We start from the raw sequence: 26,447 nt of genomic DNA on the forward strand, positions 1-26,447 counted from the left end.
GTTGCAGTGTTACCCATCGCCAGTCAGTCGCATCCGGCACCGGGCACGTTCGAGCATCTCTGCTGAACGCAGCTTCGGATGTGCGGCAGGTCACATTCGGTGAAGAGGGAGATGAACTGGTCAGGCCGCGACAGCGTGCCGGTCATCGACCAGCGTGGACAGGACGCGCGTCGCCTCGACGGTGCGCACGGTCATCGGCGCGTTGCGGCCGCGGATCGCGACCTCCTGCGCCGGCAGGGCATCGTCGGCGAGCCCTGCGGTGACGCGCACCTCGTCGGAGATCACCGCCTCGCAGGCCAGCGCTTTCGTCATGTCCTGCAGCCGTGCCGCGACGTTGACGGCGTCGCCGAGCGCGGTGAACACCATGTGGTCGCGATAGCCGATGTCGCCGACGATCACCTCGCCGCCATGGATGCCGATGCCGAAGCGGATCGGCTCGCGCAAATCGTGGCTGAGAAACTGGTTCAGCTCGTCGATATTGGCTGCGATCAGCGCCGCCGCGCGCAGCGCCTGGCGGCAGGCCAGCTGCCGGTCGGTGCTGAGCCCGAACAGCGCCAGCATGCCGTCGCCGATGAACTGGTTGGGCCGGCCGCCGGCTTCCAGCACCGCCTGCGACACCGCGCCGAGGAAGCGGTTGACGATGAACACGGTGTCGAACGGCAGCCGCTTCTCGGCAAGCTGCGTCGAGCCGCGCATGTCGACGAACATGCTGACGAGATAACGCTCCTGGCCGACCCGCGTCGGATTGGAGGCGTGCGTATTGGCCGACATCGTGTGCGGCAGGAACAGCTGAAAGAAGGCCAGGTCGGTGGTCGGCCGTAACTGGCAGGCCAGCCGGATCGACGGATCGTCGGTGCCGACCCGGTGCAGCACGAAGGCTTCGCGCGGGGAAGGCTCGGGGAGGGCGGCGTGATCGCCGATGATGCGGATGCGGCAGGTCGAGCAGCGCGCACGGCCGCCGCAGACGCTCGCATGCGGCACGTTGTAGCGCAGGCTCGCCTCCAGCACGCTCAATCCCTTTGGCACCCGCAGCGTGCGGCCGTTGCCATAGGACAGCGCGATCATGCCGCCGCGGCGCTCAAGCAGGGCACGCGCGCCCCGCGCCAGCAGCACGAGGCCGAGCAGGGCGAGATAGCCGGATGTCAGGCCACCTGTGATCTTCTCGAGCGTGGCAGCCTGGGCCGCCGTGCCGAGCTTCTGCACCGACAGCTCCTCGCGCCGCCAGTCGGGATCCTGATAGTCCTCCATCGTGGCGCGGCCGCCCTGATAGATGCCGAGCATTGCCAGCGTCGGGATCAGCACCGCCGTGGCCAGCAGGAACGGCGCAGCCCACCGGAAGAACGCGCGCAGCCGCAGCCAGAAATACAGCCCGATGCAGCCATGCACCCAGGCGATCAGCAGCACCGCAAACATTAGCCACAGCCGGGCCGGCGAGGCGATGAAGAAGGTATAGAGCTCCTGCGGGTAGAGCTTTTCGTGCCCGTACAGGGTCTGGCCTAGCCGCACGCCGACGATGTGGATGATGATGAAGACCGGGATGCTCAGGCCGAGCACCAGCTGCAGCGGCTCGATCGCCTTCCAGTGGAACTCGCGGCGCTGATACAGCGCCCAGATGCCGAGGCCGGTGTGCACCAGGCATGCAGAATAGAACACGATCGCGACCGGCAGGAACTGCCAGAACTCGGTGTGGTAATGCACCCCGATCGCCATCGCCTCGGTCGAGATATTGCCGAGCGCATGGTTGAGGAAATGGCTGATCAGGTAGGCGAACATGATCGCCCCCGTGACCAGGCGAACCTGCCGCTGGCCGATGCCGCGGGCCATGTCCTGCAAATGTTCGCGCGAGGGGGAGGCCATGTGATTCATATCAGCAATTCTAGTGCTTAATTCCCGAGCTGAACACCACCGCGGGTCCGGGTGGGCCGCGGTAGCTGGCCGTGCGGCACGTTGACACTCCGTTAAGAGTCGAACAAAAAGCGCCGTGACGATAGCCCCAGCCCAATCCGGAGCCGATAACATCAGCGTTAAGCCGGCCCGTTCGCGCGCGCCGGATTGGCGTGGCGTCATCGCCGTGATCGTCGTCATGACTGCGATGCGGCTGGTCTATGCCCATGCGCTCGATCTGCGCACCGACGAGGCCTATTACTGGACCTGGTCGAAGGAAAACGTGCTGTCCTTCCTTGACCATCCTCCGATGGTCGCCTGGTTCATCCGTTTTGGCACAGCGATCCTCGGCGACACTAATCTCGGCGTCCGCCTCGGTGGCATCGTGGCGATGCTGGCCACCCAGCTGCTGCTCGCCGACATCGTCCGCCGCGTGACATCCAACAATGTCCGCGCCGTGATGCTCACGCTGCTGCTGCCGGAGGCGGCGCTCTATTACGGATTGTTAATGGCCAAGGTCGCGCCCGACACGGCGCTGATCCCGTTTTCGGTTGCGATGCTGTGGTCGCTGGTGCGGCTCGCGCAAAGCAATGACGGGCGCTGGTGGCTCGCCGCGGGGCTGTTCGCCGGGCTGTCGCTGCTGTCGAAATTCACCGCGATCATGTTCGCGCCGGCGGTGCTCGCCTTTGCGCTGGTGCCGGACTGGCGCTGGCGCTGGCTGCGCAGTCCGTATCCCTACCTCGCCGCGCTGATCGCGATCGTCGTGTTCTCGCCGGTGCTGATCTGGAATGCCGAGCATGACTGGGCCTCGTTCCGCTTCCAGGCGGTGCGCGCCACCGTCGAGCGCGATCTCACGTTCCGTACGCTCGGCGAGTTCATCGGCATGCAGTTCGGCCTGGTCGGCTTCGTGCTGCTGCCGGTGACGCTGTTCGGGACAGTGCTGACGGCATGGCGCGGCTATGTCAGGCGCGAGCCGGTCGCGATCCTGCTCGCAACCACGGTGCTGGTGCCGTTCGTATATTTCCTCTGGAAATCGCTGACCTTGCGGGTCGGCGACACCTGGCCGATGTTTCTGTGGCCGGCGGGCTTTGCGGCGGTTGCCATCAACGTCACGCGGATGCCGTTCGAGGGCTGGTCGGTCGGGCTCATCAAGTCGACCGTGTCCTGGGCGCGGACTGCGATCACATCGGGCATCGTCTTCGTCGTCTGCGTCTTCCTCTATTACATGTTCGCGCCGTGGAATCTGATCGGCCGTACCGATCCGATCGGCACTGAGGCGGGCTATGATGTAGTGGCTGCGCATACCATGGCGCAGGTGCAGGCGACCGGCGCGACCTGGGTCGCGACCACGGATTACCGCACCTATGCGATGCTGCGCTGGATGCTGCGCGGGCGGGTGCCGGTCGTCGAAATCAACGAGCGCGGCCGCTTCCAGGGCTTTGCTGATCCCGGCATGAACTTGATGAGGGATCACGTCGGCATCTATGTCGGGCGCGAGCCCGAGAACAACCTGCCGCTGTGGAGCGAGACATCGGCGGTGCGCCAGCCGCTGGAGCGTGTGACGCGAAGCTGGCGCGGCATGGTGATGGACACCTATGCGCTGGAGAAGATCAGCGGCTGGACACCCGATCTGTCGCCGCCGCCGGACACGACGTTCTTCCGCTGGCGCGTGCTGGCCTTCTCCTTCTCCCCGCCTGCGCGGAGAAGGTCGGGATGAGGGGGAGTCTCCGCAGTGACGGTGAGGGACAGACTCGTGGAGACTCCCCCTCACCCTGATCGCATCTGGCGATGCGATCAGGCCTCTCCCCGCAAGCGGGGCGAGGCGAAGACCCCTATTCCTCTTCCTCGCGCTTGCGGATCAGGTCTTTCGCCAGATCGGTCAGCGCGGGGCGCGGCAGCGCGTTGAAGGGGAGCGGGCGGGTCACGTCGATCGCGGCGAGGCCGAGGCGCGCGGTCAACAGGCCGTTGAGCATGCCTTCGCCGAGCCGCTGCGAGAGTTTTGCCGCGATGCCGTGGCCGAGCATCTGCTGGATCAGGCTGTCGCTCGCGGCCATGCCGCCGGTGATCGCCAGATGCGCGATGACGTGACGCAACAGGCGGATCATGCCGAGCGCGCCGGGCCGGCCGCCATACAGCCGTGCCAGCTGGCGGATCATCCGCAAGCTCGCCACGAACACGAACAGCACGTCGATCATCGCGCGCGGGCTGACCGCGGTGACGACGGAGACGCGCTGCGCCGCCGTCGACACCAGCCGCCGCGCCTCCTCGTCGAGCGGCGCCATCAATTCCCGCTCGGCGAGGCGGATCATGTCGGCGCCGTCGATGATGTCGTCGGTGTGGCTCTGCAACGCGCTGCGGGCGCGGGCGAGCTGCGGGGTCTGGTGCGCGAGCTTGAGCAGGTCGGCGACAACAGCGCGGCTCGCGGCGCGGTCGTCGCTGATCAGCACCTCGGCGGCGCGCAGATGCAGCTTCTCGACGGTCGCCAGCCGCGCCAGGCCGACCAGCTCGCGCATGGTGACGACCGCGAGCGCCACCGTGGCGATGACCGCGAGCCCGAGCCCGAGGACGCCGAGGCCCTCGTTGCGCGCGAACAGATCCTCGACCAGGTTGATGACGCCAAGCCCGGTGCCGAGCACCACGAGGCCCGCGACCGCGCTCCAGAACAGCGTGCCCCAGCGGAAGCCGCGGCGTGCCGGCAGCAGCGGCGTATCAACCGGCACCGGCAGCTGCGCGGGCTCGGCCTCGGGCACGATCTGGATCGTGCCGCGGGTGAGGCGGCCGCTGTCGTCCGGATCCATCACGACCACGCCGGGATCGTCGAGCTTGAACGTCGCCGGCCGCCGCGGGGGCGTCTTCTCGTTCATTGCAGTTTGTCTCCGATCAGGAACTGGAGGGCGCGGTCAAGGCGGATGTGAGGCAGCGTCGGTTCCGCGTCGCCGCCTCGTTCCAGCTTCGGCGGCCGGAAGCGCAGGAAACGATAATCGGCGGCCTCGGCGCCGGCGCTCGAGAGGCCGCGGAATCCGCCGTTGAACAGCTCCTCCGGATTGTCGGGCAGGTCGCCCGGAAAGGTCGCAACTTCAGTTTCGCCATCCAGTGTCCCGCCATTGGCGACCTCGCCCCGCGCCGGCGTGCCGAGGATCGAGGGCAGCCGGTCGCGGCCGCGTGCGACCTGCGCCTCGCGCGTGGCGCGCACCGCGGCGAGCGCCACCACGTCGATGGCAGCGCCGGCATATTCGGCGCGCTCGGCAGCCTTGGCCACGATCCGCCGCAGCACGGCTTCCAGCCGGTCGTGGCTCTGGTGATGCAGATGGTCGGCCTTGGTCGCCGCGAACAGGATGCGGTCGATGCGCGGCCGGAACAGCGCGCTCAGGATCGTGCCGCGGCCGATCCGGAAGCAGTCGAGGATGCCGGCGAGCGCGGCCTCGAGATCGTGCAGCGCCTCGGGGCCGGCATTGAATGCGGCCAGCGCATCGGCCAGCACGATCTGGCGGTCGAGCCGCGCGAAGTGATCGCGGAAGAACGGCCGCACCACGACGTCCTTGTAGGCCTCGTAGCGCCGCCGCATCATTGCCCATAGCGAGCCGTCGGGCGCGCTGCCGTCCACGGGCACGTCGAGCGGCGCAAAGGTCAGCGCCGGTGTTTCGGCGAGATTGCCCGGCATCAGGAAACGGCCGGGCGGCAGCAAGCTCATCGCGAAACGCTCGTCGCGGCAGGCGCGCAGATAATCGGTGAACAATCTTGCTTCGGTGCGTGCGGCCTGCTCGTCCTCTTTGGCCTCGGGCTTCAGCGTTGCGAGATGGGTGTGCCAGGGCGCCGCGAGCTTTGCGCGCAACGGCTCGCGCGACAATGCAAGGCTCTCCGCCGACCATTGCTCGTAACTCTTGTTCAGCAGCGGCAGGTCGAGCAGCCACTCGCCGGGGTAGTCGACGATGTCGAGGGTCAGCGTGCGGTCCGCGCCATTTTGCCGCTGATACTCGATCACGAGGCGAAGCTCGGAGATGTCGGTGGTCGAGCTCGGCCAGCTCCGCTCCTCGATCAGGGTGCGGACATGATTCTCGTAGGCGAAGCGCGGCACCGCATCGTCGGGCTGCGGGGCGAGATAGGCGCGCGCGATCCGCCCCGAGGTATAGGCCTCGAACACCGGGAAGCGGCCGCCACGGGTCAGGCCGTGCACCAGCGCGGTGATGAACACGGTCTTGCCGGCCCGCGACAGGCCGGTGACGCCGAGCCGCACCGTCGGCTTGAAAAGGCCCTCGCTATAGTCGAGCAGCGCCCGCGCCGACAGACGCGCTTCCTCGACGATATCAGAGAAGCGGGGGGGCATGGAGGGTTAACGAAAAGACCTGGCAGGAGGAGCCAAAAAAAGGCGGGCGATCACCCGCAAGTTGGCGATTATCGAGCCAAAATCAAGCTTCACATTTCCGGCGCCTTTGCAGGCGAGGGATTGCAGGGGGATTGAACGCGTCACGCTACCCCATGGTCAAATCGGCACACCGGAAAGCCTGCATGACGGTCTTTCGCCTGAAGCAAATCTCGACCTCGATCCACGCGGCCGGCGCCGCGCTGTGGAACTACGACCGCGCCGAGCTGATCGCCGACGGTGTCGTCCATCTCGTCGGTGTCTGTTTCGGGCTGGTTGCCGCCACCGCGCTGATCGTGCTGACCGCGGTCTATGCCGGCCCGTTCGATATTGCCGTGGTCTCGGTCTACGTCGCGGGCCTGCTCGCGATGCTGACGCTGTCGGCGACCTATAATCTCTGGCCGGTGTCGCGCGCCAAATGGGTGCTCCGTCGCTTCGATCACTCCGCGATCTATCTGTTGATCGCCGCGACCTACACGCCGTTCATCGTGGAACTGAAGGACAGTTATTTTGCCATCGCGCTGCTGATCGGCGTGTGGTGCGTGGCAATCGTCGGGATCTGGCTGAAGCTCGCCTATCCCGGCCGCTTCGACCGGCTCGCGGTCGGGCTTTATCTTGCGATGGGCTGGAGCGGCGTCATGCTCTACGACGCCGTCGTCAAGGCATTGCCGGCGAAGGCGCTCGGCTTTGTGCTGGCGGGTGGCATCCTCTACAGCTTCGGGGTGATCTTCCACTCCTGGCGGCGGCTGCGCTTCCAGAATGCGATCTGGCACGGCTTCGTGCTGCTTGGGGCCGCCTGTCACTACACGGCGGTGTTCGACGTCGTGCTGGCGAGCTGAAGTTTCTCGCCATCTGCGGCGGATGGGCTATCATAAGTCCGCAGGCCCGTCCTGCTCTCTCCCGTCACCCCCGCGCAACGGCGAAGCCGTTGTCGCTGGAGGAGCGCGGTACGCGCGTCTCGAAGGGGCGACGCCACCAGCCGGGCCGTGCATCCTTCGAGACGCGCTCCACGCTCCTCAGGATGACGGGATAGATAGATGGGTGAGCAAAGCGACAGTGTGCAAGCAAAGATATCGGGAGGATGGCCATGCAGGTGGCAGGTAAGGTCGTGGTGGTCACCGGCGGTGGCAATGGCATCGGCAAGGCGCTGTGCGAGGCGTTCCACGCCGCGGGCGCATCCAAGGTCGTGGTGGTCGACCTCGACCATGCGGCGGCCGAGCAGGTCGCGGCCTCGGTCGGCGGCGCCGCGTTCAAATGCGATGTCGGGCAGGAGAAGAACATCCTGCACGTGATCGACGAGACCGAGCGCATGTTCGGCCCGATCGCGCTGTTCTGCTCCAACGCCGGCATCGGCGGCGGCTTCGATCCGCTGTCGAAAAATGCCGGCGGCACCTCGGACGAGCCGTGGTCGCGGAGCTGGGCGATCCATGTGATGGCGCATGTCTATGCCGCGCGGCATCTGGTGCCGCGCATGAAGGCGCGCGGCGGCGGTTATTTCCTCAACACGATCTCCGCGGCGGGCCTGCTGTCGCAGGTCGGCAGCCCGGCCTATTCGACCACCAAGCACGCCGCGGTCGGCTTTGCCGAAAACCTCGCGATCTCGCACCGCGCCGACAACATCAAGGTCTCGATCCTCTGCCCGCAGGGCGTCGACACCAACATGCTGCGCTCGATCCCGAAGGGTCCGCAATCCGGCGACGGCGATCTCACGGCGGAGCAGGTCGCACAGGACGCGCTGAGGGGTATCGAGCAGGAGACCTTCCTGATCCTGCCGCACCCGCAGGTGCTCGGCTACATGCGCAAGAAGACCGAGAACTACGACCGCTGGATCGGCGGCATGGCCAAGATTCAGGCCAAGATGCGGGAAGCGCAGGGGAAGTAACCGAAGGTCATTCCGGGGCGCGAAGCGAACCCGGAATCTTGGGATCCGTAGCCCGGATGGAGCGCAGCGTAATCCGGGTCGAGCGTGCACGCGTGAATCCCGGATTTCGCTCCGCTTCATCCGGGCTACGAAACTTCCGCCGGTGTCATCCTCACGTGAGGTGGCCTCACACCCTCGCGAGTTGCGCAATCTTGTCGCGCAGATACGCGTCCATCAAATCGGGCGCGGAGGCGCCGAACATCCTGATGCGGCCGGTGTGCAGCAACAGCAGCAGGCCCGTGGCGTGGGCGAAGCAATCCACCATCACGGTGTTTGCCTTCTGTCTGGACGCCCCGAGCGCCTCGGCGGCTTCGGCGATCGGATGTAGCGCCGCCTCCAGCGCGGCGTTCAGCTCGTGGTCGCGGTCGTGGCCCAGCCCGGCCGGCTTCATGCCGCCGCGGAACAGATAGAAGCCGAGATCGAGGTCGCGCGGGTGGTCCGCATAATAGCGGAAGAAGCCCATGCCGGCGGCGTGCAGCCTCTGTTTGGCGCCGCGCGTCGTCGCGACCGCCGCGCTGACGGCTTCACCGAGCGAGGCCAGCGATTGCCGCAGCACCTCGGCATAGATCGCTTCCTTGGAATCGAAGTGGAAATACAGCGCCGCCGGGGTGTAGCCGGCCCGTGTCGCGATCGCCCGCAGGCTCGCACCCTCGAGCCCTTCTTCCGCGAACACGCTTCGCGCGGCATCCAGGATCAGCTCCCGCTTATGGCGACTGACCGCTTCCTTCCTGCTCTCGCGCATCTGCATCGGCGAATCCGTTCTTGACTCAATTCTAACAGCGTTAGATAATTTAACGATGTTAAAATAAATGAGCAAGGGAGAAATGCCATGCTGATGACGGCCGCGGACTACCGGGAATCCCTGCGCCGCTACAAGCCGCGCGTGTTCGTCAATGGCACGGCGATCGCGAGCGTTGCCGACGAGCCGTTGCTGGCGCCGGGCGTGGCCGGCGTCGGCGTGACCTACGATTTCGCGCATCGCGCCGAGCACGTGCCGATCATGACAGCGCGGCAGGGTACCTCGGGCAAGACCGTCAACCGCATGCTCCACATCAATGAGAGCTCGCAGGACCTGCTGTACAAGCTCGAAGCGGTGCGGCTGGTGTGCAGGACGTCGGGCTGTGCCCAGCGCTACCTCGCCCACGATGCGCTCAATGGCCTCTATCAGGCGACCAAGCTGGCCGACGATCGCCACGGCACCGACTACAGCCAGCGCTTCCTCAACTATCTGCACGAGGTGCAGGACCAGGACCTGACGCTCGGTATTGCCATGACCGACGCCAAGGGCGACCGCTCCAAGCGCCCGGGCCTGCAAGCCAACCCGGACGTCTATGTCCACATCAAGGAGCGGCGCCCCGACGGCATCGTGATCCGCGGCACCAAGGCGATCGTCACCGGCGCGCCCTACATGCACGAATTCCTGGTCATGCCCTGCCGCACCCATGTGCCCGATGACAGGGATTTCGCGGTCTGTTGCGCCGTGCCTGTCGATGCGCCCGGCGTCACCATCGTCGCGCGCCCGGCGGGCCGGCCCGGCGATGCATCGGCGAAATTCTCGGCGAAGTATGGCCAGTCGGTCGGCGTCGTGATGTTCGACGACGTGTTCGTGCCGCATGACCGCGTCTTCCTCGCCGGCGAGACCGAGGAGGGCGGTTTCCTCACCACGTCCTACGCCACGCATCACCGCCACTCCTGCATCGGTGCGCGTGCCGGCTTCGGTGATCTCCTGATCGGCGCCGGCGCGCTGATGATCGAGGCCAACGGGCTCGATGCCGAGAAGCACGCGCATATCCGCGAGGCGATGGTCGAGCTGATCACCATCACCGAGAGCTTCTATGCCTGCGGCGTCGCGTCCTCGGTCTATTGCACCAAGGATCCGGCCGGCTCGGTGATGCCCGATGCGGTATTCTCCAACATCGGCAAGCTGCTGCTGGCGACCAAGATCTACGACATGCACCGCGTCGCGCACTACGTCTCCGGCGGGTTGATCGTCGCGCTGCCGGGTCCTGACGAGGACCACAATCCGGAGACGCGCGCCTCGCTCGCCGCTGTCATGGGCGGGCGGCCCGATATTCCGGCCGAGCAGCGCGCCGAGGTGGCGCGGCTGATCGAGGACCTCACGGTGTCGCACGAAGCCGGCTGGTACTCGGTGATCTCGCTGCACGGCGGCGGCTCGCCGGAGGCGATGAAGCGCGAGATCTGGCGCAACTATCCGGTCATGGAGAAGGCCGAGCTGGTCGAGAATCTGCTCGGCCGCGGCCTTGTCGACGAAGGACAGCGGGTCTCGAAGCAGCCCGGCCGCTGCTGCGCCACCGGCTGCGAGGTGCCGGCGCCATCGGAGCGGGTGCTGGAGGAGCAACACGTACTCTCGTCGTAGTCTCGTAGGATGGGTAGAGCGAAGCGAAGCCCATCAATTTGCATCCGCGGCGCAGATGATGGGTTTCGCTGCGCTCTACCCATCCGACGGATCGGCCTTCTCGCCACTCAGCTCTTCTGCGCGTAGAGCAGCGGCACCGCGGAATCCACCATCACCTCGATCAGGCTGGCGCCCTGATGCGAGAGGGCGCGCCGGTAGGCGCCCGGAAGCTCGGCCGATTTCGTCACCCGCATTGCATCACAGCCCATGCCTTCGGCGAGCTTGACGAAATCGATGCCGGGCAGGTCGAGGCCCGGTACGTTGCGCACCTGCATTACCTGGCTGAACGAGCGCATCGCGCCGTAGCCGGAATTGTTCATCACAACGACCGTCAGCGGCAGCTTGCGCTGCGCGGCAGTCCACAGCGCCTGGATCGAATACATCGCCGAGCCGTCGCCGATCAGGCAGACCGTGCGCCCCTCGTGGCGGCCGAGCGCCATGCCGACCGCAGCGGGCAGGCTGTAGCCGAGGCCGCCACTCGCCATGGTGTAGAAGCTGTCCTGGCCGCGCATCGGCATCGCCTTCTGCATCAGCGGGCGATGCGACGGCACCTCCTCGACCAGCGCATCGTGCGGTCCCATCGCGACCGAGAGTGCATGCAGCGCGTATTCGGCAGGGATCGGGTCGCCGGCCGCGGGCGCTGGCGGCAGGACGCGGCCCGGCGATGCGGTGCGCCTGGTCTCGGGCAGCATCTCGAGCAGCGCCGTCAGCGCCGGCTTCATGGTGGCGACGATGCTGTGGCCGGTGGGCGTCATCGCGGCGGCATCGGGATCGTCGGTGATCTGGAAGATCGTGGTCGTGCCGTGGAAGATCGCGGCATGGCCCTCGACATGGAAGGTGAAGACCGGCGCGCCGACCACGACGACAAGATCGTGATCGCGCAAGGCATCGGAGAGCTGGCCCGGTGCGGCATGCAGGAAGCCGGCAAATTGCGGATGCCGCTCGGGGAACGAGCAGCGCGCCGAGAACGGGCTGGCCCAGACCGCGGCCTTCGTCTTCTCGGCGACGTCAACCATGAGGCCGACAGCCTCGGCGCGATCGACGGCGGGGCCGATGACGAGGGCAGGGCGCTTGGCCTCACCGAGCGCGGCCACCAGCGCCTGCATCGCGGCCGCATCGGGGCCAACCTCGCGGCTGACCTGGCGCGCGTCGAGCGGCTGCGTCGCATGCGCCCAGTCGTCGATCGGCACCGAGACGAAGGTCGGCCCGCAGGGCGGCTGCATCGCGACGTAATAGGCGCGCGCGATCGCGGCGGGCACGTCTTCGGCGCGCGCCGGCTCGACCGCGAATTTCACGTAAGGCCGCGGGAATTCGGAGGCGCGTTCGGCATAGAGGAAGGCCTGCAGCGGCATGATCGAGCGCGCCTGCTGGCCGGCGGTGATCACCAGCGGGGTCTGGTTGCGATAGGCGTTGTAGATGTTGCCGAGCGCGTTGCCGACGCCGGCCGCCGAATGCAGGTTGACGAAACCGGCATTGCGCGTCGCCAGCGCATAGCCGTCGGCCATCCCGACGACGGAGGCCTCCTGCAGGCCGAGCACGTAGTCGATGTCGTCGGGCCAGTCGCTCAGGAACGGCAGCTCGGTCGAACCGGGATTGCCGAACACCTTTTTGATGCCCCACGCGCGCAGGAGGCCGAAGGTGGCGTCCTTGACGGTGACGGTCTTGCCTTTGCTGGCGGCGGGTTTGCGGGACGACATCGGGCGGCTCCCATTACTGTCTTGTTACGTTCCGTCATTGCCCGGAGCAAAAGCGGAAAGGCAATCCACCTCTCGATGGATTGCCTGACGATGTCAAGCCGCCGCACCCATAGTTGCCGCGGCAACGGCTGAAAAACTGCGGCGCGTGTTCCACATCGTCCCCGCGCAAAGGCGTCGCCATTGTCGCTGGAGGTGCGAGCGGAGCGAGCCTCGAAGGATGCGTGGCCTGAGTGGGGCCGTCGATCCTTCGAGACGCGCTTCGCGCTCCTCAGGATGACGGGATGGTGTTTCGCTGTGCTCCCTAATTGGCCTTCTGCAACGCAGCGGTCTGCTTGGCGAGTTGCTTGTCGAAATCCTGCTCCAGCCCAGCCACATAGCTGGCGTTTTCGCCCGGCTTGACGAACGGGTTCGGTGCGCCGTCCTTCATCTCCGCGCGCTTGGCCTGCATGTCGTAGACCTCGGGATGCGGCCCGAGCAGCACGTCGACCTTCATCGCCTTGACCTTGGCGAAGGTCGAGCGGTAGTCGTCGACGATGCCGGGATAGGTCGGGCGGCCGACCAGCCGGTTCAGTGCCACCGTTCCGCTGCAGAAGAACAGCACGTTGCGTTGCTGGTTGCCGTCCTTGACTGTCATCTCCCAGCTCGTGCAGCCGGGCGAATGGCCGGGTGTCGTGTGCGCGGTCAACGTCACGTCGCCCAGTGTCACCTTGTCGCCTTCCTTGACGGTGCGGTCGACCTTGACCGGTGCAAAGGCAAGATCGGCGTTGTTCTCGTCGCCCGGATAATAGCCGCCCTCAAGCAGGGGCTTGTCGCGCTCGCCGGCGATCAGCTGCGCGCCGGTCTCCTGCTTGATCTCGGCAAAGCCGCCGGTGTGATCGAGATGGGCGTGGGTGTTGAGGATATATTTGATGTCGGCGACCTTGAAGCCGAGCTTGGCGATGTTGTCCTTGATCATGCCGGTCGACTGCTGCATCGCCGTATCCATCAGGATCAGGCCTTGCGACGTCTTGATGATATAGACCGCGATCCCGTCAGTGCCCACGTAGTAGATATTGTCGACAAGCTGGAACGGTTCGAATGGCGCGGTCCATTTCTTCATGACAACAGCCATGAAATCCTTGAGCGTCTGTGCTTGCGCACCGGTTGCGATCAGCGCGAGCGCGCACAGCGCGGCTGCGATCGTCCTCATGGTTGCCTCCCGATTTGTTGTTGTTTGTGCACGGAGGCGCACTATGCGTGCCGGCAAGGCCGATCGCAAGCCGCGGACAGTAAGCCGCCGGACATGCCACTGCCTGTCCGGCGCATGCCTGTTCCGCGTTCAGCTCGCGTATTGTGCGATGCCGTTGCCGAACGACCAGTTTTCCTTGGCGACCTCGACCAGGCTGATGAAGATGTCATCCGGACGTCCCTGCAGCTGGCTCTGGAAATCGTCCACGATCCGCTTGTAGAATGCCTTCTTCATCTCGACCGTACGCCCGGCATTCAGCGTAATCTGGATGAAGATGAGATCGTCGCTGTAGGTATTGCCGAGATAGCTTTCGGCGTAGTTCAGGTTGCCGCGGTCGTGCTCGGTGATGATCTGAAACTTGTCATTCTCGGGCACGTTGATCACCTCGCGCATCGCCTTGTAGACGATCTCGCCCAGGGTCTTGCGATACTCGGCGGACTTGCCGCGCTTCAAATCGATACGAACGAATGGCACGGTGGTCTCCTTTGTTATGCGGGGCTCGGCCATGAGAGACCCGCGTGATGGAAATGGTTCAGCAGTGTGACAGCAATTGCGTTGTCCGCTTCGTCGGCGGCGGCGCCAAAGGGGCTCAGCGGCTTGCCTTGAAGGCGTCCCATCGCGCGTCGCGCTCTTTTTGGTACTTGGGCGTCCGCTCGCCCACCATGTCGGCGCGGCGGACCGGCTCGCCGCAGGACTCGCAGACCGGACCGAGCCCGGCCGGCTTGCCGCAGACGAGATGGGTGTAGTTCATTGCGCGGCCTTCCCGCGGTGACTTGCACCACGTCTCGCCCCAGGCACGTAGCGCCATCAACACCGGAAAGAACGCTTCGCCCTTCTCGGTGAGATGATACTCGTGGCGCAACGGGCGCCTGTTGTAGACGCGCCGTGTCACCAGACCGTCCGCTTCCAGCTTTTTCAGCCGTGCCGTGATCATCTGCGGTGTGCCGCCGGACTGCGCCTGGATCTCCTCGAAGCGATGATTCCGCGCGAACAGTTCGCGCAGAACAAGTACTGTCCAGCGGTCGCCCACAACGGTTTCGGCGCGAGCGACAGGGCAGAGCGTCTGGTCAGCCGTGTTGTCCTTCATTTTGGTCATCACGTTTTCTTCATCAGGCTTGCTACTATGATTTTCATAGTAATATGGCCCGGCATCATCGCAAATGCAATGGGCCGCTGATGGCCCGGTCTGTCATCACTAAGGAGCGAGCCATGACCACCGAACAGAGGCCGACAGCGGCCAAAGTCGATTTGAAGCTCGAAGTCGTCGTCATTCCGGTCTCGGATGTCGACCGCGCCAAGCGCTTCTATCAGGACCTGGGCTGGCGGCTAGATGCCGACTTCGTCAGGCCCGACGGTTCGCGCGCCGTGCAACTGACGCCGCCGGGTTCGCCGACCTCGATCCATCTCGGCTCGGAATCCGCGCTGCCGCGCTTCCTGATCGTCCATGATATCGAAGCGGCACGCGCCGAGCTGATCGCGCGCGGCGCCGATGTCAGTGAGGTGTTTCACCGCGGCGCGGAAGGCCGCATCAAGGGGCCGGACCCGGAACGGCCGAGCTACGGGGCGCTCGCCACGTTCAACGATCCCGACGGAAACGTTTGGCTGCTGCAGCAGGTGACGCAACGCCTGCCCGGGCGGGTCGACGGCAACAGCACGAATTTCTCGTCATCGGCCGATCTCGCTGCCGCGCTGCGCCGCGCGGCAGCAGCCCATGGCGAGCATGAGAAGCGGACCGGCGGCCACGATGCGAACTGGCCCGATTGGTACGCCGAGTACATCGTCCGCGAACAGGCCGGCAAGCCGCTGCCCGAGTGAACGGAGCGCGACATTGAAGTCAATCCAACCGGCCCCCTGACGGCCAAGGAGCGAGCGATGTCCCAGATCACCTATCCACGCGAGCGAACCGCGCTGCTTCTCGTCGATCCCTACAATGATTTCCTCTCAGAGGGCGGCATGGTCTTTCCGCGCATCAAGCCGATCGCCGACGAGGTCGGGCTGCTCGACAATCTGCGCCAGCTCGACGGCGCGGTCCGGGCCGCCGGCATCCAGGTGGTGATCGTCCCGCACCGCCGCTGGGAGCCGGGCGATTATGAGGATTGGGACCATCCCAATCCAACCCAGCGCTTGATCATGCAGCGCCATAGCTTTGCGCGCGGTGAATGGGGCGGGGATTGGCATCCGGACTTTGCGCCCAAGCCCGGCGATCTGATCGCCCAGGAGCATTGGGGGCAGAGCGGGTTCGCCAACACCAATCTCGATTTCCTGCTGAAGCAGAAGGGCATCACGCATGTGATCGTGGTCGGGCTGCTGGCCAACACCTGCATCGAGTCGACCGCCCGCTTCGCGATGGAGCTCGGCTATCACGTGACGCTGGTGCGCGATGCCACCGCCGCCTTCTCGCACGACATGATGCACGCCGCTCACGAGTTGAATGGCCCGACCTACGCCCATTCCATCCTGACAACCGCCGAGGTGATCGCGGCGTTGCCGGCGGCCTCTCTTTCCAAGGAGACAGTCAAATGACCACGACGTCGAAGGCACCAGTTGCAATCGCGATAGGCCAATTGAACCAGGACGCCATCGACCAAACCCGGCGCAGGCTGCTGACGGGCGCGGCGCTGGGCCTGGCTGCTGCCGGTGCTGCCAGCCTGTTCCCCTCGCATCCCGCCGCGGCGGCCACCGGTGATGCGATCCGCCCATTCCGCATCAACATTCCCGAAGAAGACCTTGTCGACCTTCGCCGCCGTTTGACCGCGACCCGATGGTCCGACAAGGAGACCGTCGATGACGACTCTCAAGGCGTTCCGCAGGCGATGCTGCGCGATCTCGTGCGCTACTGGCAGACCGACTACGACTGGCGGAAGGTGGAGGCGCGGCTCAACGCCCTGCCGCAATTCATCACCGAAATCGACGGGCTGGACATCCATTTCATTCACGTTCGTTCGAAGCACGACAATGCATTGCCGCTGATCGTCACGCATGGCTGGCCGGGTTCAGTCATCGAGCAGATGAAGATCATCGACCCCCTGACCGATCCCACCACGCATGGCGGCAGCGCGTCGGACGCGTTCCATCTCGTGATCCCGTCGATGCCGGGCTACGGATTCTCCGGCAAACCGACCACGGTCGGCTGGGATCCCCAGCGCATCGCACGGGCCTGGGTTCAATTGATGAAGCGGCTCGGCTACAGCAAGTTCGTGGCGCAGGGCGGCGACTGGGGTTCGCCGGTCTCCAATGAAATGGCCAAGCTGGGTGCGCCGGAGTTGCTCGGCATTCACGTCAATCTGCCCGGCGTCGTTCCGCCCGAGGTCGTCAAGGCGGTCAGCACCGGCGGCCCTGCGCCGGACAATCTGTCCGCGGAGGAGCAGCACGCGTTCGACCAGATCAAGCTTCAATTCGCGAAACGGCGCGCCTACGCGCAGATCATGGGCACGCGCCCCCAGACGCTTGCGGCCTTTGCGGATTCGCCGGCGGGCCTCGCCGCCTGGCTGCTCGATCACGGCGACGGCTATGCCCAGCCGGCCTCCGCGATGCAATCAGCCGTGCTCGGGCGCGCAGTCAATGGACATTCCGCCGGCGCACTGACCCGCGACGACGTGCTCGACAACATCACGCTCTACTGGCTGACCAACACGGCCGTCTCTTCGGGCCGCCTGTACTGGGAGAACAAGACCAACCTTTATCTGCCCGCCAATGTCGCGATCCCGGCCGCCGTCACCGCGTTTCCCGGCGAGAGCTTCGTGGCGCCGCGAAGCTGGGCGGAAAAGGCCTACCACAAGCTGATCTACTTCCATCAGGCCGAAGCCGGCGGCCACTTCGCCGCCTGGGAGCAACCGGACATCTTCAGCCGAGAGGTTCGGGATGCGTTTCGACCGTTGCGCAGCTGATCTGAATATTCAAAACAACCGCAGGAGTATCCATCATGGCCAAGCTTGCAATCGTTGCCACCATCGAGGTCGCGCCTGGCAAACGGGATGAGGTGTTGCCGCTGTTGCTGGCGCACCGCGCCCGTTCGCTGAGGGATGAGCCGGGCACGCTGCAGTTCGATGTCCTGGTGCCCCGCGAGGACGCTTCGAAGCTGCTGCTCTACGAGGTCTATCAGGATGACGCCGCATTCGCGGCGCATCGCAATGCGCGATCGATCGCACAGTTTCGCGAGGAGACCGCGGCACTCGGCGTCAAGGTTGCCGGCACATGGTGCACGCCCGCCGAGTAGACCTTGTCGCCGGCGTCGTCGTCGCAGCTGCGGGATCAGACCATCTGACGCAACAAGCCGATCAGGCGGCCGCATTCATCGTCCGTGCCGACCGTGATGCGCAGGAAATCCTCGATCCGCGGCTTCTGGAAATGCCGCACCAGCACGCCGCGCTCCCGCAGCTTCGCGGCGAGATCCGCACCGCGATGGGCGCCATGGCGGGCGAACACGAAGTTCGCATGCGATGGCAGCACTTCGAAGCCGAGCTCGGTGAGGCCGCGGGCCAGCGCCTCGCGGCTCCGGATGATGCGTTGCCGGGTTTCTTCAAACCATGTGTCGTCCTCGATCGAGGCGACGGCACCCGCGATCGCGAAGCAATCCAGCGGATAGGAGTTGAAGCTGTCCTTGACGCGCTCCAGCGCCTCGATCAGCGGGCGCTGGCCGATGGCGAAGCCGACCCGCAATCCCGCCAGCGCGCGCGACTTCGAGAGCGTCTGGATCACCAGCAGATTGTCGTTGCGCGCGACCAAAGGCACGGCGCTCTCGGCGCCGAAATCGACATAGGCCTCGTCGACCACCACGAGACGGTCGGGATGCTCGGTGACCAGCGCCTCGATCGCGGCGCGGGGCAGCGCGATGCCAGTCGGCGCGTTGGGATTGCACAGCAGGATGGCGCTGGCCGGCCGCCGGTAGTCCGCAAGCTGTATCCGCATCGCGGCATCGAGCGGGACCGTCTCGTAGCCGACACCATAGAGGCGGCAATAGACCGGGTAGAAGCTGTAGGTGATGTCGGGGAACAGCAGCGGCGCGTCGTGCTTCAAAAGCGCCGGAAAGGCGTGGGCCAGCACCTCGTCCGAGCCGTTGCCGACGAACACTTCGTCAGACGTGACGCCGTAGCGCGTCGCGATCGCCTCACGCAGGGCGGATGCGCGCGGGTCCGGATAGAGCCGCAGGCGATCCGTGGTCGCGGTGATCGCCGCTACCGCGCGGGGCGACGGCGGGTAGGGATTCTCGTTGGTGTTGAGCTTGATGAGGCCGTCGATCTTAGGCTGCTCGCCGGGCACGTATGGCGACAGATTGTGGACGACCGAACTCCAGAAGCGACTCATGATCTGCGATCCAAGGGTGAATGCGATCACAATACGGAATACGAGGCGCCGATGAAAGCGCCTCTTTATTTCTTCGCATTCTGATCTGCGTCGGGCTCGCGACCTACCAGGTCGCCGTGCCCTTCATGGTCGGCTGGCCCTCGGCATTCGCGGTCCACAGCTCCATACCGCCGTCCTTGTCGTTGGCGTTGATCGAGAACTCGCTGCCCTCGAACAGCGGCTGCACGCCGCGATAGGTGAGCTTCTTCGGCGGCTTGCCGCCACGGAGCTTGGCGGCGAGCTCGACGATGAAGGAGGCCTGCAGCGGGCCGTGGAAGATCAGGCCCGGATAGCCCTCGACCTTGGTGACGTAGTCGCGATCGTAGTGGATGCGGTGGCCGTTGAAGGTCAGCGCCGAATAGCGAAACAGCAGCACCGGATCGGAGACGTGGCTCTCGCGATGCTGCGCGGCCGGCGGAGGCGGCGGCGCCTTGGCAGGCGCCGAACTCTGCGTGCTCGTCATCTCGCGATAGACGATGTCCTGTCGCTCGCGAACCGCAACCCCGCGCGAGGTCGTCACCTCGTGATTGACCGAGACGAAGCACAGCGTGCCGGTCGAGCCCGATTTCACCGTGACGTCGGCAATCTTCGAGGTGCGCTTGGCTTCATCGCCAATGCGCAATGCGTCGAAGAATTCGAGCTCGCCGCCTGCCCACATCCGGCGCGGCAGCGGCACCGGCGGCAGGAAGCCGCCGCGGGTCGGGTGGCCGTCGGGGCCAAGCTGCGACATCGGAAACACCGGCTGCGCCAGGCACCAATGCGTGGTCCACGGCGCGGCGTCGCCGGCCTTCGGCTCGCCGATCTCCTGGAACAGCGTCGCGCGCAGTCCCATCACGAGATATTTGGTGACGACGTCGGAGGCCTCAGTGCTGCGGCCGATCCACTGGCGGAGATGATCGAGGTCGAGTTTATCGGTCATGACTGGATTGCCCGGGCAGGAGGGATTTCAGGGTCGTTTGATGCGCTCGCCGATCGCGGGCACCTTGCCGTAGTGCCTGTCCTCGCCGACCACGATCGCGGCCGGCGCCGGATAGCTGACACGTCCGTTCGGCGTGTCGACCTCGATGCGGCGCAGATGCGGATGCCTGGCGAGGTCGTCCATGCTGTTGACCTCGGCAAAGGCGATGTCGGCCTCGGCGAGCTTGCCCAGCAAGTCCTCGCGCGTGAGCCTGCCGAAACTGTCGCTAACGATCTGGTCGGTCAGCGCGCGGTTGCGCACGCGCTCAACCATGTTGGCAAAGCGCGGATCGTCGGGCAGGCCGGGCTGGCCCAGCACCTTGGCGCACAGCGTCTTCCACTCGCGCTCGCTCTGGATCGAGATCAGGATCTCCTTGCCGTCCTTCGAGCGGAACACGCCGTAGGGCGCGATCGAGGGATGGGCGAGGCCGATCCGCTTCGGCGACTTGCCGTCCTCGGCATTGAGCAGCGGCACGGTGAGCCAGTCGGCCATCACGTCGAACATCGAGATCCGGATGTCGGCACCGTCTCCGCTGCGGCCGCGGCCGATCAGCGCTTCGAGGATCGACGCATGCGCGGTGGCGCCGGTCGCGACATCGACGATCGACATGCCGACGCGCGAGGCGCCCTCGGGGCCGCCGGTGATCGAGGCGAGACCGCTCTCGGCCTGGATCAGCAGGTCATAGGCCTTGCGGTCGGCATACGGGCCGGTATCGCCATAGCCGGTGATGGTGCACATGATCAGCTTCGGATAGGCCGTGCGCAGCCGTTCACGCGAGAAGCCGAGCTTGTCCATCGAGCCCGGCTTGAGGTTCTGCAGCAGCACGTCGGCGCCCGCGATCAGCTCCTCGAGCTGTGCGCGGCCCTCCTTGGTGGCGAGGTCGACCACGGCGGAATCCTTGCCGCGGTTGAGCCAGACGAAATAGCTGCTCTGGCCCTTCGCCGCGGCGTCGTAGCCGCGAGCGAAATCGCCCTCGGGCCGCTCGATCTTGATGACATGAGCGCCGGCATCGGCCAGGCGTGACGAGCAGAACGGCGCAGCGACCGCCTGTTCGACGGCAATGACGGTCAATCCCTCAAGCGGCAGCATGATCCGAGAACTCAGTAGGAGCGGGGCATGCCGAGCACGTGCTCGGCGACGAACGACAGGATCAGATTGGTCGAGATCGGCGCAACCTGATAGAGCCGGGTTTCGCGGAACTTGCGCTCGACGTCGTACTCCTCGGCGAAGCCGAAGCCGCCATGGGTCTGCACGCAGGCATTGGCCGCTTCCCAGGACGCATCCGCTGCCAGCATCTTGGCCATGTTGGCCTCCGCGCCGCAGTCGAGGCCGGCCTCGTATTTGCGGGTGGCTTCCTTCACCATCAATTCGGCGGCGCGCATCGAGGCATAGGCCTTGGCGATCGGAAACTGGATGCCCTGGTTCTGGCCGATCGGCCGGCCGAACACGCTGCGTTCCTTGGCGTAGTTGGTCGCCTTCTGGATGAACCACTTGGCATCGCCGACGCATTCGGCGGCGATCAGGATGCGCTCGGCATTCATGCCGGACAGGATGTAGCGAAAACCCTTGCCTTCCTCGCCGATCAGGTTCTCCGCCGGCACCTTCATGTCGGTGAAGAACACCTCGGTCGTGGCGTGATTCATCATGGTTCTGATGGGGCGGATCTCCAGCCCCTTGCCCTTCACCTCGCGCATGTCGACGATGAACACCGAGAGCCCGTCGGTGCGCTTCTTGGACTGCTCCTTCGGCGTGGTGCGCGCCAGCAGCACCATCAGGTCGGAATATTCGGCGCGGCTGGTCCAGATCTTCTGGCCGTTGACGACGTAGTGGTCGCCCTCACGTCGCGCGAAGGTCTTCAGCGACGAGGTGTCAGTGCCGCTGGTCGGCTCGGTGACGCCGAACGCCTGCAGCCGTAATTCGCCGGTCGCGACCTTCGGCAGATATTTCGCCTTCTGCGCGTCGTTGCCGTGCCGCAGCACGGTGCCCATCGTGTACATCTGGGCGTGGCAGCCGCCGCCGTTGCAGCCGGCGCGCTGGATCTCTTCGAGGATCGCCGCCGCCGCCGACAGCTTCAGACCGGCGCCGCCATATTCCTCGGGGATCAGCACCGAGAGATAGCCGGCCTCCGTCAGCGCATCGACGAACTCCTTCGGATAGGCCATCTGGCGGTCGAGCTTGCGCCAGTATTCGCCGGGAAACTGCGCGCAGAGCTTTGCGACGGCGTCGCGGATGTCTGTGTGGTCGTCGGTGTGCTGTTCGTGTGCGGTCATGATTTCGTTTTGCCGAGAGGTTGCGCCAGAGCGTTGTCGAGCGAAGCGGAAGCCGGTTCGCGTGAGGAAAACGCCCGCTGTTGTGGGGTCCCGGTAAACTCCCTATGCTGTTTTGTTATAGCGTATGAACCTGCCTTCCAGGATTGGCAAGTATGGATTTCCGCCAGCTTAGGACCTTTGCGTGCGTCGCGGAACTCGGGAGTCTGAGCAAGGCATCCGATACCTTGCGGGTCGCGCAGCCGGCGCTGAGCCGGCAGATCAAGCTCTTGGAGCACGAGCTGCGCACCGAACTGTTCACGCGCAACGGCCGCGGCATGGTGCTGACCGATGCCGGCCGGCTGCTGCTCGCGCGCACCGGCGGTATCGTGCGGCAGATCGACCAGATCCGCGACGACATCCAGTCCGCGGGCGGCGCGCCATCCGGGCGCGTCGTGCTCGGGCTGGTGCCGACGGTGAGCTGCGTGATCTCGGCGCGGCTGGCGCGGCGCACGGTGGAACGCTATCCCGGCATCTCGCTCTGCATCGTCGAAAGCTACAGCGGCCACCTGATCGAGTGGCTGCATCGCGGCGAGATGGATCTTGCGGTGATCTACGGCCCGTCGGTCGATCTGCACCTGGCGGTGCAGAGCCTCGGCCGCGACTCGATCGTCGCGGTCGGCCCGCGCGGCAGCGGGCTGAAGCAGAAGAAGCAGGTCGATATCGGATGGCTGCTGCGCCAGCGCCTGGTGCTGCCAAGTCATTCGCACGGGCTCCGCGCCATGATCGAGCATGCGGCAGCGAAGAAGAAGGTCACACTCGACGTCAAGCTCGAGGCGGATTCGTTCCGCGTGCTGACGAGTTTGGTGGAGGAGGGGCTCGGATACACCATGCTGCCGCCGTCCTCGGTACGCGGCGAGGTCGCCGACGGCCGGCTCGAGACCGCGCCGATCGCGCGGCCGGCGCCGCGGCGCGAGCTGACCCTGGCCTCGCCGGTCGAGCATCCCGGCTCCAACGCCATCACGCTGATCGCCAAATTGCTGCGTGATGAGGTCGCCGCGTGCCGCGCCGAGGGGCTCTGGGATATCCAGCTCGCCTGAGCGCGGCGTCGCATCATCTCACCTGGAAGCCGAGATGGCCGCGGAAGCGGTTCTTGAGATAGGTGCCGTCGCGTGGCGGCAGCGCGCGTTCGACTTCGCCGGCCGCGATCCGGATGCGCGCCAGCCGCGGACCGCCGCCGAGATCGCGCAGGCTCGCGCGGAAGCGTTGAATGCCGGCCATGTCGGTGATGTCGGAGACATGGCCGATGCCCGCGCCGCTCGCGATCACCTCGAGCCTGGCCCCTAAGCCGGAATGGCTGAGCTGCATCCCGGTCTCGCCGAAATGGCCGTTGTCCAGCACCGCGATCGAGAGATTGCCGGGCTGCTTGGTGGCGATGGTCAAGAGGCTGCCGATGCCCATCAGCTGCTCGCCGTCGCCGGTGATAACAAGCACCGGGCGCTTCGGCTGCGCCAGCGCAAGGCCGAGCCCGACCATCGCGGCGCCGCCCATCGCGCCCCAGAGATAGAAATTGCCGGGATGCTCGCCGGCATCGAACACGTCGTAGGACGAGGAGCCGAGCCCGGAGATCACGAGCAGGTCGCCACGGTCGGTGAGCAGCGCCTTCACGGCGGCGCGGCGATCGAGAGTGCCTGTTGGCGCTGACATCAATGCGTCTCCTTCGTCCACTTCTTGCGGCCGATCATCCGCTGCGAGATCAGCACCGCGACCTGCTGATCGCCGTCATAGGCGAGCGAGGCGGCGGCCGAGATCACCTCCTCGGCGTCATCAGGGTTCTCCAGCCGCAGCACGGTGGTGCCCATGATCTCGAAGGCCTGCGGCGTCGCGCGGCCCATCGGGATCTGCCAGGGATTGAACTCGGCCCATTCGCCGCGCATCGTCACCAGCGTGAGCAGCGGAAAGCGGCAGCTCGCCATCAGCGACAGCATGTTGACGCAATTGCCGACGCCGCTCGATTGCATCAACAGCACTGCGCGATCGCCGCCGAGCCAGGCGCCGGCGGCCATCGCCACGCCTTCCTCCTCGGTGGTCAGCACCGTAGTCTTGATGTCGGCATCGGCGTGCGACAGCTTGATCAGCTTCGAGTGTCCGGCGTCGGGGACGTAGGACACCTGCGCCACGCCAAAATCCTTCAGCGTGCGGTAGATCGCAACCGGCCAGTCGGTGCTGGTCGCGCTGTCCTGGTGAACGGCAATCTGGTCCATCATGGCCTCGGCTAGGGGCGCGCAGTGGCGCGTCCTCACCGAAGCCATAGCGCGTGAGGACGTTTAGCTCCCGTCGCATCTGTGTCGCGCAGCTATGCCGGAATTGTATATCCCGTCATTGCGAGCCAACGGGTCGCGCGAACGCGCGCCCGATGACAGGCTCCGCGAAGCAATCCATCTCTCCGCATGCGTGGAGGGATGGATTGCTTCGTCGCTTCGCTCCTCGCAATGACGAGTTGCGGGATCAGGATGGCTAGTGTCTTCGAACTCAGGCGTTCGGCTGCAGAAACGTGCCGTACTGCTTTCTCGTGACCACCGCGTCAGCGGCCTCTCCGATGACGCGCATCGCCGCCATCATCGGCCACGGCCCAAGGCTGACCCGGCGCACGCCGGCGCGGGCGAGCTCGCCGATTTCGGGAACGCCGCGCGTCACCATGATGTTGACCGGCAGCGGCGTCAGCTGAACGAGCCGCTCGATCAGCGCCAGGTCGGTGAGCCCCGGCACAAAAATGCCGTCGGCGCCGGCCTCGGCATAGATTGTCGCGCGTCGCACGGCTTCATTGAGGCATTGCTCCGGCGAGCCGAATTTCAGCAGGAACGGATCGGTCCGCGCGTTGATGAAGAGGTGAATGCCGAGCTGCTGCGCGGTGTCGCGCACCGCCCTGATCTTGGCGGCATGCTGTTCGGGATCGACGAGCTGGCGCTTGCCGCCCAAAAGCCCGTCCTCGATATTGATGCCGATCGCGCCGGCCTTCAGGATCCTCGCCGCCGAACGCGCGGCGGCGTCCGCGGTGTCGCCATATCCGGCCTCCAGATCGATCGATACCGGAACCGGGACGGAAGCGGTCATCCGCGAGACCAGGCCCTCCACGATGTCGAGCGGGGCATCTTCGCCGTCGGCAAAGCCGAGCGCGGACGCCACCGCGCCGCTGCTGGTCGCGATGGCCGGCGAGGTCTTCGCGATCGCCTTGGCGGTCGCGACGTCCCAGGCATTGAACAGGATGAGCGGGTCGCCCGTCCTGTGAAGACCGTGAAACGCTTCGGCGTGTTGCTGCTGTGTCGTGGCGTCCATTGCGCGCACTCCTGTTCAGAGAGAGATTGAAAGACTTCGTGACGTGGTCGCTGGTTGCAGCACGGCTGTTCAGCCGGCGGCGTGGGTCTTGAACCAGTCCATGATCAGACCAGTGACTTCGGCCTCACGCTCGAGGTGCGGGAAGTGCCCGACATCGGGCAGGACAACGCGCTGATGTGGCCCCTTGAAGAGCGGCTCTTCCTTCATCGAGTACCGCGCCGTCGGATCGTTGCCGCCATAAATCGTCAGCGTCGGCGTATGCATGTCGTTGATCGGCAGCCGGCCCGCAACTCCCGCATCGACCAGGCCACTGTAGTATTTCAGCGCCGCCTTCATGGTGCCGGGAGAGCTGAGCGTCTCCTTGACCGAGCGGAGATGCTCGTCGTTCTCCAGGGTTGGCGACCACAACTTCCAAAGGTAGTCGACGAAGGGAAGTCCCTCGATGTTGACCGCCGAGTGAGCGCCAGGCACCGTAAAGAAATAGACATGGAAGACCGATCGAACGGCATCGGGATCGCTCCTGAGGCTCGCGATCGTGATCGGGTGCGCGGTGTTCATGACAACCGCGGCCTTGATCGCCGACGGCGCCGTGGCCAGCACCTGGAACGTTGACGTGCCGCCCCAATCCATGCCGACGACGCGCGCCTGTCCATCGTCGCTCAGCGCCGCGATCAGCGCTTCGAGATCCTGGCCCAGCGCGATCGGATCGAAGATGCCGTCGGCCGGGATCTCGGTCGGCGCATAGCCCCGCAGGAACGGCGCGACCGCGCGATACCCGGTATCCGCGAACACCTGCAGCTGCTTGCGATACGACCAGGCGTTGTCGGGAAAGCCGTGCATGAACATGACAAGCGGCCCGCTGCCCTGTTCGAGATAGGCAAACCGCACGCCGTTGGCCTGCACGTATTTCAGCGTGGGTTCGCTGCCAGCGGCGTCAGGCATTGCCAATGCGGTGCTTCGGATCGTCATCGCTGCTCTCCATCTTTTGTCGTGGTCACTCTCCGGACAAATATGTGCGTAGCGCACATATCAGGTCAAGTTGTTTTTTGTGCGCAGCG

At 65.6% G+C, this 26,447-nt stretch carries 25 protein-coding genes; 9 read left to right on the top strand and 16 right to left on the bottom strand.

The features are described 5' to 3' along the window. Nucleotides 1-120: 120 nt before the first annotated feature. On the bottom strand, nt 121-1,857 hold the full coding sequence (locus tag AAFG13_RS34425; RefSeq protein WP_212319470.1) for an adenylate/guanylate cyclase domain-containing protein: 1,737 nt from the start codon (nt 1,855-1,857) through the stop codon (nt 121-123). 226 nt (nt 1,858-2,083) lie between these two features. Between AAFG13_RS34425 and AAFG13_RS34430 the strand changes: the two genes are divergently transcribed. After that, complete coding sequence (locus tag AAFG13_RS34430; protein ID WP_342713451.1) at nt 2,084-3,601, top strand: glycosyltransferase family 39 protein; 1,518 nt, start codon at nt 2,084-2,086, stop codon at nt 3,599-3,601. A gap of 115 nt (nt 3,602-3,716) precedes the next feature. On the opposite strand, the gene AAFG13_RS34435 is transcribed toward AAFG13_RS34430, so the two are convergent. Then, nucleotides 3,717-4,748 carry a TIGR01620 family protein gene (locus tag AAFG13_RS34435; RefSeq protein ID WP_212319472.1) on the bottom strand — a complete coding sequence of 344 codons (1,032 nt, stop codon included), beginning with the start codon at nt 4,746-4,748 and terminating at the stop codon, nt 3,717-3,719. Then, on the bottom strand, nt 4,745-6,208 hold the full coding sequence (locus tag AAFG13_RS34440) for a YcjX family protein (RefSeq protein ID WP_212319474.1): 1,464 nt from the start codon (nt 6,206-6,208) through the stop codon (nt 4,745-4,747). The genes AAFG13_RS34435 and AAFG13_RS34440 overlap by 4 nt, the downstream gene beginning before the upstream one ends. A 182-nt stretch (nt 6,209-6,390) precedes the next feature. Here AAFG13_RS34440 and AAFG13_RS34445 point away from each other — a divergent pair, with 182 nt between their 5' ends. Together AAFG13_RS34445 and AAFG13_RS34450 are read left to right on the top strand one after the other, a co-directional pair. After that, nucleotides 6,391-7,083 carry a hemolysin III family protein gene (locus AAFG13_RS34445; RefSeq protein WP_212319476.1) on the top strand — a complete coding sequence of 231 codons (693 nt, stop codon included), beginning with the start codon at nt 6,391-6,393 and terminating at the stop codon, nt 7,081-7,083. A 248-nt stretch (nt 7,084-7,331) separates the two neighbouring features. Then, nucleotides 7,332-8,126, top strand: coding sequence for an SDR family oxidoreductase (locus AAFG13_RS34450; RefSeq protein WP_212319477.1), 795 nt, complete (start codon nt 7,332-7,334; stop codon nt 8,124-8,126). 166 nt (nt 8,127-8,292) lie between these two features. Here the strand turns inward: AAFG13_RS34450 and AAFG13_RS34455 are convergent, their stop codons facing one another. Next, nucleotides 8,293-8,913, bottom strand: coding sequence for a helix-turn-helix domain-containing protein (locus AAFG13_RS34455; RefSeq protein WP_342709541.1), 621 nt, complete (start codon nt 8,911-8,913; stop codon nt 8,293-8,295). Nucleotides 8,914-8,994: 81 nt separating this feature from the next. Between AAFG13_RS34455 and AAFG13_RS34460 the strand changes: the two genes are divergently transcribed. Beyond that, entirely contained in the window at nt 8,995-10,542 is a 1,548-nt protein-coding gene (locus AAFG13_RS34460; RefSeq protein WP_342709542.1) for a 4-hydroxyphenylacetate 3-hydroxylase N-terminal domain-containing protein, read from the top strand. Nucleotides 10,543-10,649: 107 nt separating this feature from the next. Here the strand turns inward: AAFG13_RS34460 and mdlC are convergent, their stop codons facing one another. The 4 genes from mdlC to AAFG13_RS34480 all read right to left on the bottom strand — a co-directional run bounded on the left by mdlC (nt 10,650) and on the right by AAFG13_RS34480 (nt 14,593). Further along, the gene (gene mdlC / locus AAFG13_RS34465; protein WP_342709543.1) at nt 10,650-12,278 is read right to left on the bottom strand and encodes a benzoylformate decarboxylase; all 1,629 of its coding nucleotides are present in this window, start codon (nt 12,276-12,278) and stop codon (nt 10,650-10,652) included. A 301-nt stretch (nt 12,279-12,579) separates the two neighbouring features. Continuing rightward, nucleotides 12,580-13,467: a BJP family subclass B3 metallo-beta-lactamase gene (blaBJP, locus tag AAFG13_RS34470; protein WP_342709544.1), complete on the bottom strand. Its 888-nt coding sequence runs from the start codon at nt 13,465-13,467 to the stop codon at nt 12,580-12,582. Nucleotides 13,468-13,596: 129 nt separating this feature from the next. Then, nucleotides 13,597-13,980 carry a tautomerase family protein gene (locus tag AAFG13_RS34475; RefSeq protein ID WP_212319487.1) on the bottom strand — a complete coding sequence of 128 codons (384 nt, stop codon included), beginning with the start codon at nt 13,978-13,980 and terminating at the stop codon, nt 13,597-13,599. Nucleotides 13,981-14,095: 115 nt separating this feature from the next. Then, nucleotides 14,096-14,593: a helix-turn-helix domain-containing protein gene (locus tag AAFG13_RS34480; protein ID WP_342713452.1), complete on the bottom strand. Its 498-nt coding sequence runs from the start codon at nt 14,591-14,593 to the stop codon at nt 14,096-14,098. 122 nt (nt 14,594-14,715) lie between these two features. Here AAFG13_RS34480 and AAFG13_RS34485 point away from each other — a divergent pair, with 122 nt between their 5' ends. Genes AAFG13_RS34485 through AAFG13_RS34500 form a run of 4 tightly spaced genes read left to right on the top strand, consistent with a single transcriptional unit; the run spans nt 14,716 to nt 17,722 of the window. Further along, nucleotides 14,716-15,321: a VOC family protein gene (locus tag AAFG13_RS34485; RefSeq protein WP_342709545.1), complete on the top strand. Its 606-nt coding sequence runs from the start codon at nt 14,716-14,718 to the stop codon at nt 15,319-15,321. Nucleotides 15,322-15,378: 57 nt separating this feature from the next. Continuing rightward, a complete protein-coding gene (locus tag AAFG13_RS34490; RefSeq protein ID WP_342709546.1) occupies nt 15,379-16,029 on the top strand; it encodes an isochorismatase family cysteine hydrolase in 651 nt (216 codons plus the stop codon). Further along, entirely contained in the window at nt 16,026-17,393 is a 1,368-nt protein-coding gene (locus tag AAFG13_RS34495; RefSeq protein ID WP_342709547.1) for an epoxide hydrolase family protein, read from the top strand. Before AAFG13_RS34490 ends, AAFG13_RS34495 begins: the two co-directional genes overlap by 4 nt. 35 nt (nt 17,394-17,428) lie before the next feature. Continuing rightward, nucleotides 17,429-17,722 (top strand): putative quinol monooxygenase, encoded by a 294-nt coding sequence (locus tag AAFG13_RS34500; RefSeq protein WP_212319495.1) that lies wholly within the window; start codon nt 17,429-17,431, stop codon nt 17,720-17,722. Between the two features lie 35 nt (nt 17,723-17,757). On the opposite strand, the gene hisC is transcribed toward AAFG13_RS34500, so the two are convergent. From hisC to AAFG13_RS34520, 4 genes are all read right to left on the bottom strand, one after another. Further along, nucleotides 17,758-18,810, bottom strand: a complete 1,053-nt coding sequence (hisC, locus tag AAFG13_RS34505) for a histidinol-phosphate transaminase (RefSeq protein ID WP_342709548.1) — start codon at nt 18,808-18,810, stop codon at nt 17,758-17,760. Nucleotides 18,811-18,913: 103 nt separating this feature from the next. Further along, a complete protein-coding gene (locus AAFG13_RS34510; RefSeq protein ID WP_342709549.1) occupies nt 18,914-19,768 on the bottom strand; it encodes a MaoC family dehydratase N-terminal domain-containing protein in 855 nt (284 codons plus the stop codon). Between the two features lie 27 nt (nt 19,769-19,795). Beyond that, nucleotides 19,796-20,896 carry a CaiB/BaiF CoA-transferase family protein gene (locus AAFG13_RS34515; protein ID WP_342709550.1) on the bottom strand — a complete coding sequence of 367 codons (1,101 nt, stop codon included), beginning with the start codon at nt 20,894-20,896 and terminating at the stop codon, nt 19,796-19,798. A gap of 11 nt (nt 20,897-20,907) precedes the next feature. Further along, entirely contained in the window at nt 20,908-22,077 is a 1,170-nt protein-coding gene (locus AAFG13_RS34520; protein WP_092116491.1) for an acyl-CoA dehydrogenase family protein, read from the bottom strand. 152 nt (nt 22,078-22,229) lie between these two features. Between AAFG13_RS34520 and AAFG13_RS34525 the strand changes: the two genes are divergently transcribed. Then, on the top strand, nt 22,230-23,153 hold the full coding sequence (locus AAFG13_RS34525; protein WP_092116489.1) for a LysR substrate-binding domain-containing protein: 924 nt from the start codon (nt 22,230-22,232) through the stop codon (nt 23,151-23,153). Nucleotides 23,154-23,166: 13 nt separating this feature from the next. On the opposite strand, the gene AAFG13_RS34530 is transcribed toward AAFG13_RS34525, so the two are convergent. The 4 genes from AAFG13_RS34530 to AAFG13_RS34545 all read right to left on the bottom strand — a co-directional run bounded on the left by AAFG13_RS34530 (nt 23,167) and on the right by AAFG13_RS34545 (nt 26,358). Then, entirely contained in the window at nt 23,167-23,760 is a 594-nt protein-coding gene (locus tag AAFG13_RS34530) for a thiamine pyrophosphate-dependent enzyme (protein WP_342709551.1), read from the bottom strand. Further along, nucleotides 23,760-24,320, bottom strand: a complete 561-nt coding sequence (locus tag AAFG13_RS34535; RefSeq protein WP_212319506.1) for a thiamine pyrophosphate-binding protein — start codon at nt 24,318-24,320, stop codon at nt 23,760-23,762. Before AAFG13_RS34535 ends, AAFG13_RS34530 begins: the two co-directional genes overlap by 1 nt. Nucleotides 24,321-24,585: 265 nt before the next feature. Beyond that, on the bottom strand, nt 24,586-25,389 hold the full coding sequence (locus AAFG13_RS34540) for an isocitrate lyase/phosphoenolpyruvate mutase family protein (RefSeq protein WP_342709552.1): 804 nt from the start codon (nt 25,387-25,389) through the stop codon (nt 24,586-24,588). A 69-nt stretch (nt 25,390-25,458) separates the two neighbouring features. Next, the gene (locus tag AAFG13_RS34545) at nt 25,459-26,358 is read right to left on the bottom strand and encodes an alpha/beta hydrolase (RefSeq protein WP_342709553.1); all 900 of its coding nucleotides are present in this window, start codon (nt 26,356-26,358) and stop codon (nt 25,459-25,461) included. Nucleotides 26,359-26,447 lie beyond the last annotated feature (89 nt).

The organism is Bradyrhizobium sp. B124, assembly GCF_038967635.1.
In the GTDB taxonomy this organism is placed as follows: Bacteria; Pseudomonadota; Alphaproteobacteria; order Rhizobiales; family Xanthobacteraceae; genus Bradyrhizobium.

Excerpts from the sequence above, each read along its gene's own strand:
- AAFG13_RS34425 (WP_212319470.1), bottom strand. The coding sequence starts at position 1,857 with ATGGCCTCCCCCTCGCGCGAACATTTGCAGGACATGGCCCGCGGCATC.
- AAFG13_RS34430 (WP_342713451.1), top strand. The coding sequence starts at position 2,084 with ATGACTGCGATGCGGCTGGTCTATGCCCATGCGCTCGATCTGCGCACC.
- AAFG13_RS34435 (WP_212319472.1), bottom strand. The coding sequence starts at position 4,748 with ATGAACGAGAAGACGCCCCCGCGGCGGCCGGCGACGTTCAAGCTCGAC.
- AAFG13_RS34440 (WP_212319474.1), bottom strand. The coding sequence starts at position 6,208 with ATGCCCCCCCGCTTCTCTGATATCGTCGAGGAAGCGCGTCTGTCGGCG.
- AAFG13_RS34445 (WP_212319476.1), top strand. The coding sequence starts at position 6,391 with ATGACGGTCTTTCGCCTGAAGCAAATCTCGACCTCGATCCACGCGGCC.
- AAFG13_RS34450 (WP_212319477.1), top strand. The coding sequence starts at position 7,332 with ATGCAGGTGGCAGGTAAGGTCGTGGTGGTCACCGGCGGTGGCAATGGC.
- AAFG13_RS34455 (WP_342709541.1), bottom strand. The coding sequence starts at position 8,913 with ATGCAGATGCGCGAGAGCAGGAAGGAAGCGGTCAGTCGCCATAAGCGG.
- AAFG13_RS34460 (WP_342709542.1), top strand. The coding sequence starts at position 8,995 with ATGCTGATGACGGCCGCGGACTACCGGGAATCCCTGCGCCGCTACAAG.
- mdlC (WP_342709543.1), bottom strand. The coding sequence starts at position 12,278 with ATGTCGTCCCGCAAACCCGCCGCCAGCAAAGGCAAGACCGTCACCGTC.
- blaBJP (WP_342709544.1), bottom strand. The coding sequence starts at position 13,467 with ATGAGGACGATCGCAGCCGCGCTGTGCGCGCTCGCGCTGATCGCAACC.
- AAFG13_RS34480 (WP_342713452.1), bottom strand. The coding sequence starts at position 14,593 with ATGAAGGACAACACGGCTGACCAGACGCTCTGCCCTGTCGCTCGCGCC.
- AAFG13_RS34485 (WP_342709545.1), top strand. The coding sequence starts at position 14,716 with ATGACCACCGAACAGAGGCCGACAGCGGCCAAAGTCGATTTGAAGCTC.
- AAFG13_RS34490 (WP_342709546.1), top strand. The coding sequence starts at position 15,379 with ATGTCCCAGATCACCTATCCACGCGAGCGAACCGCGCTGCTTCTCGTC.
- AAFG13_RS34495 (WP_342709547.1), top strand. The coding sequence starts at position 16,026 with ATGACCACGACGTCGAAGGCACCAGTTGCAATCGCGATAGGCCAATTG.
- AAFG13_RS34500 (WP_212319495.1), top strand. The coding sequence starts at position 17,429 with ATGGCCAAGCTTGCAATCGTTGCCACCATCGAGGTCGCGCCTGGCAAA.
- hisC (WP_342709548.1), bottom strand. The coding sequence starts at position 18,810 with ATGAGTCGCTTCTGGAGTTCGGTCGTCCACAATCTGTCGCCATACGTG.
- AAFG13_RS34510 (WP_342709549.1), bottom strand. The coding sequence starts at position 19,768 with ATGACCGATAAACTCGACCTCGATCATCTCCGCCAGTGGATCGGCCGC.
- AAFG13_RS34515 (WP_342709550.1), bottom strand. The coding sequence starts at position 20,896 with ATGCTGCCGCTTGAGGGATTGACCGTCATTGCCGTCGAACAGGCGGTC.
- AAFG13_RS34520 (WP_092116491.1), bottom strand. The coding sequence starts at position 22,077 with ATGACCGCACACGAACAGCACACCGACGACCACACAGACATCCGCGAC.
- AAFG13_RS34525 (WP_092116489.1), top strand. The coding sequence starts at position 22,230 with ATGGATTTCCGCCAGCTTAGGACCTTTGCGTGCGTCGCGGAACTCGGG.
- AAFG13_RS34530 (WP_342709551.1), bottom strand. The coding sequence starts at position 23,760 with ATGTCAGCGCCAACAGGCACTCTCGATCGCCGCGCCGCCGTGAAGGCG.
- AAFG13_RS34535 (WP_212319506.1), bottom strand. The coding sequence starts at position 24,320 with ATGATGGACCAGATTGCCGTTCACCAGGACAGCGCGACCAGCACCGAC.
- AAFG13_RS34540 (WP_342709552.1), bottom strand. The coding sequence starts at position 25,389 with ATGGACGCCACGACACAGCAGCAACACGCCGAAGCGTTTCACGGTCTT.
- AAFG13_RS34545 (WP_342709553.1), bottom strand. The coding sequence starts at position 26,358 with ATGACGATCCGAAGCACCGCATTGGCAATGCCTGACGCCGCTGGCAGC.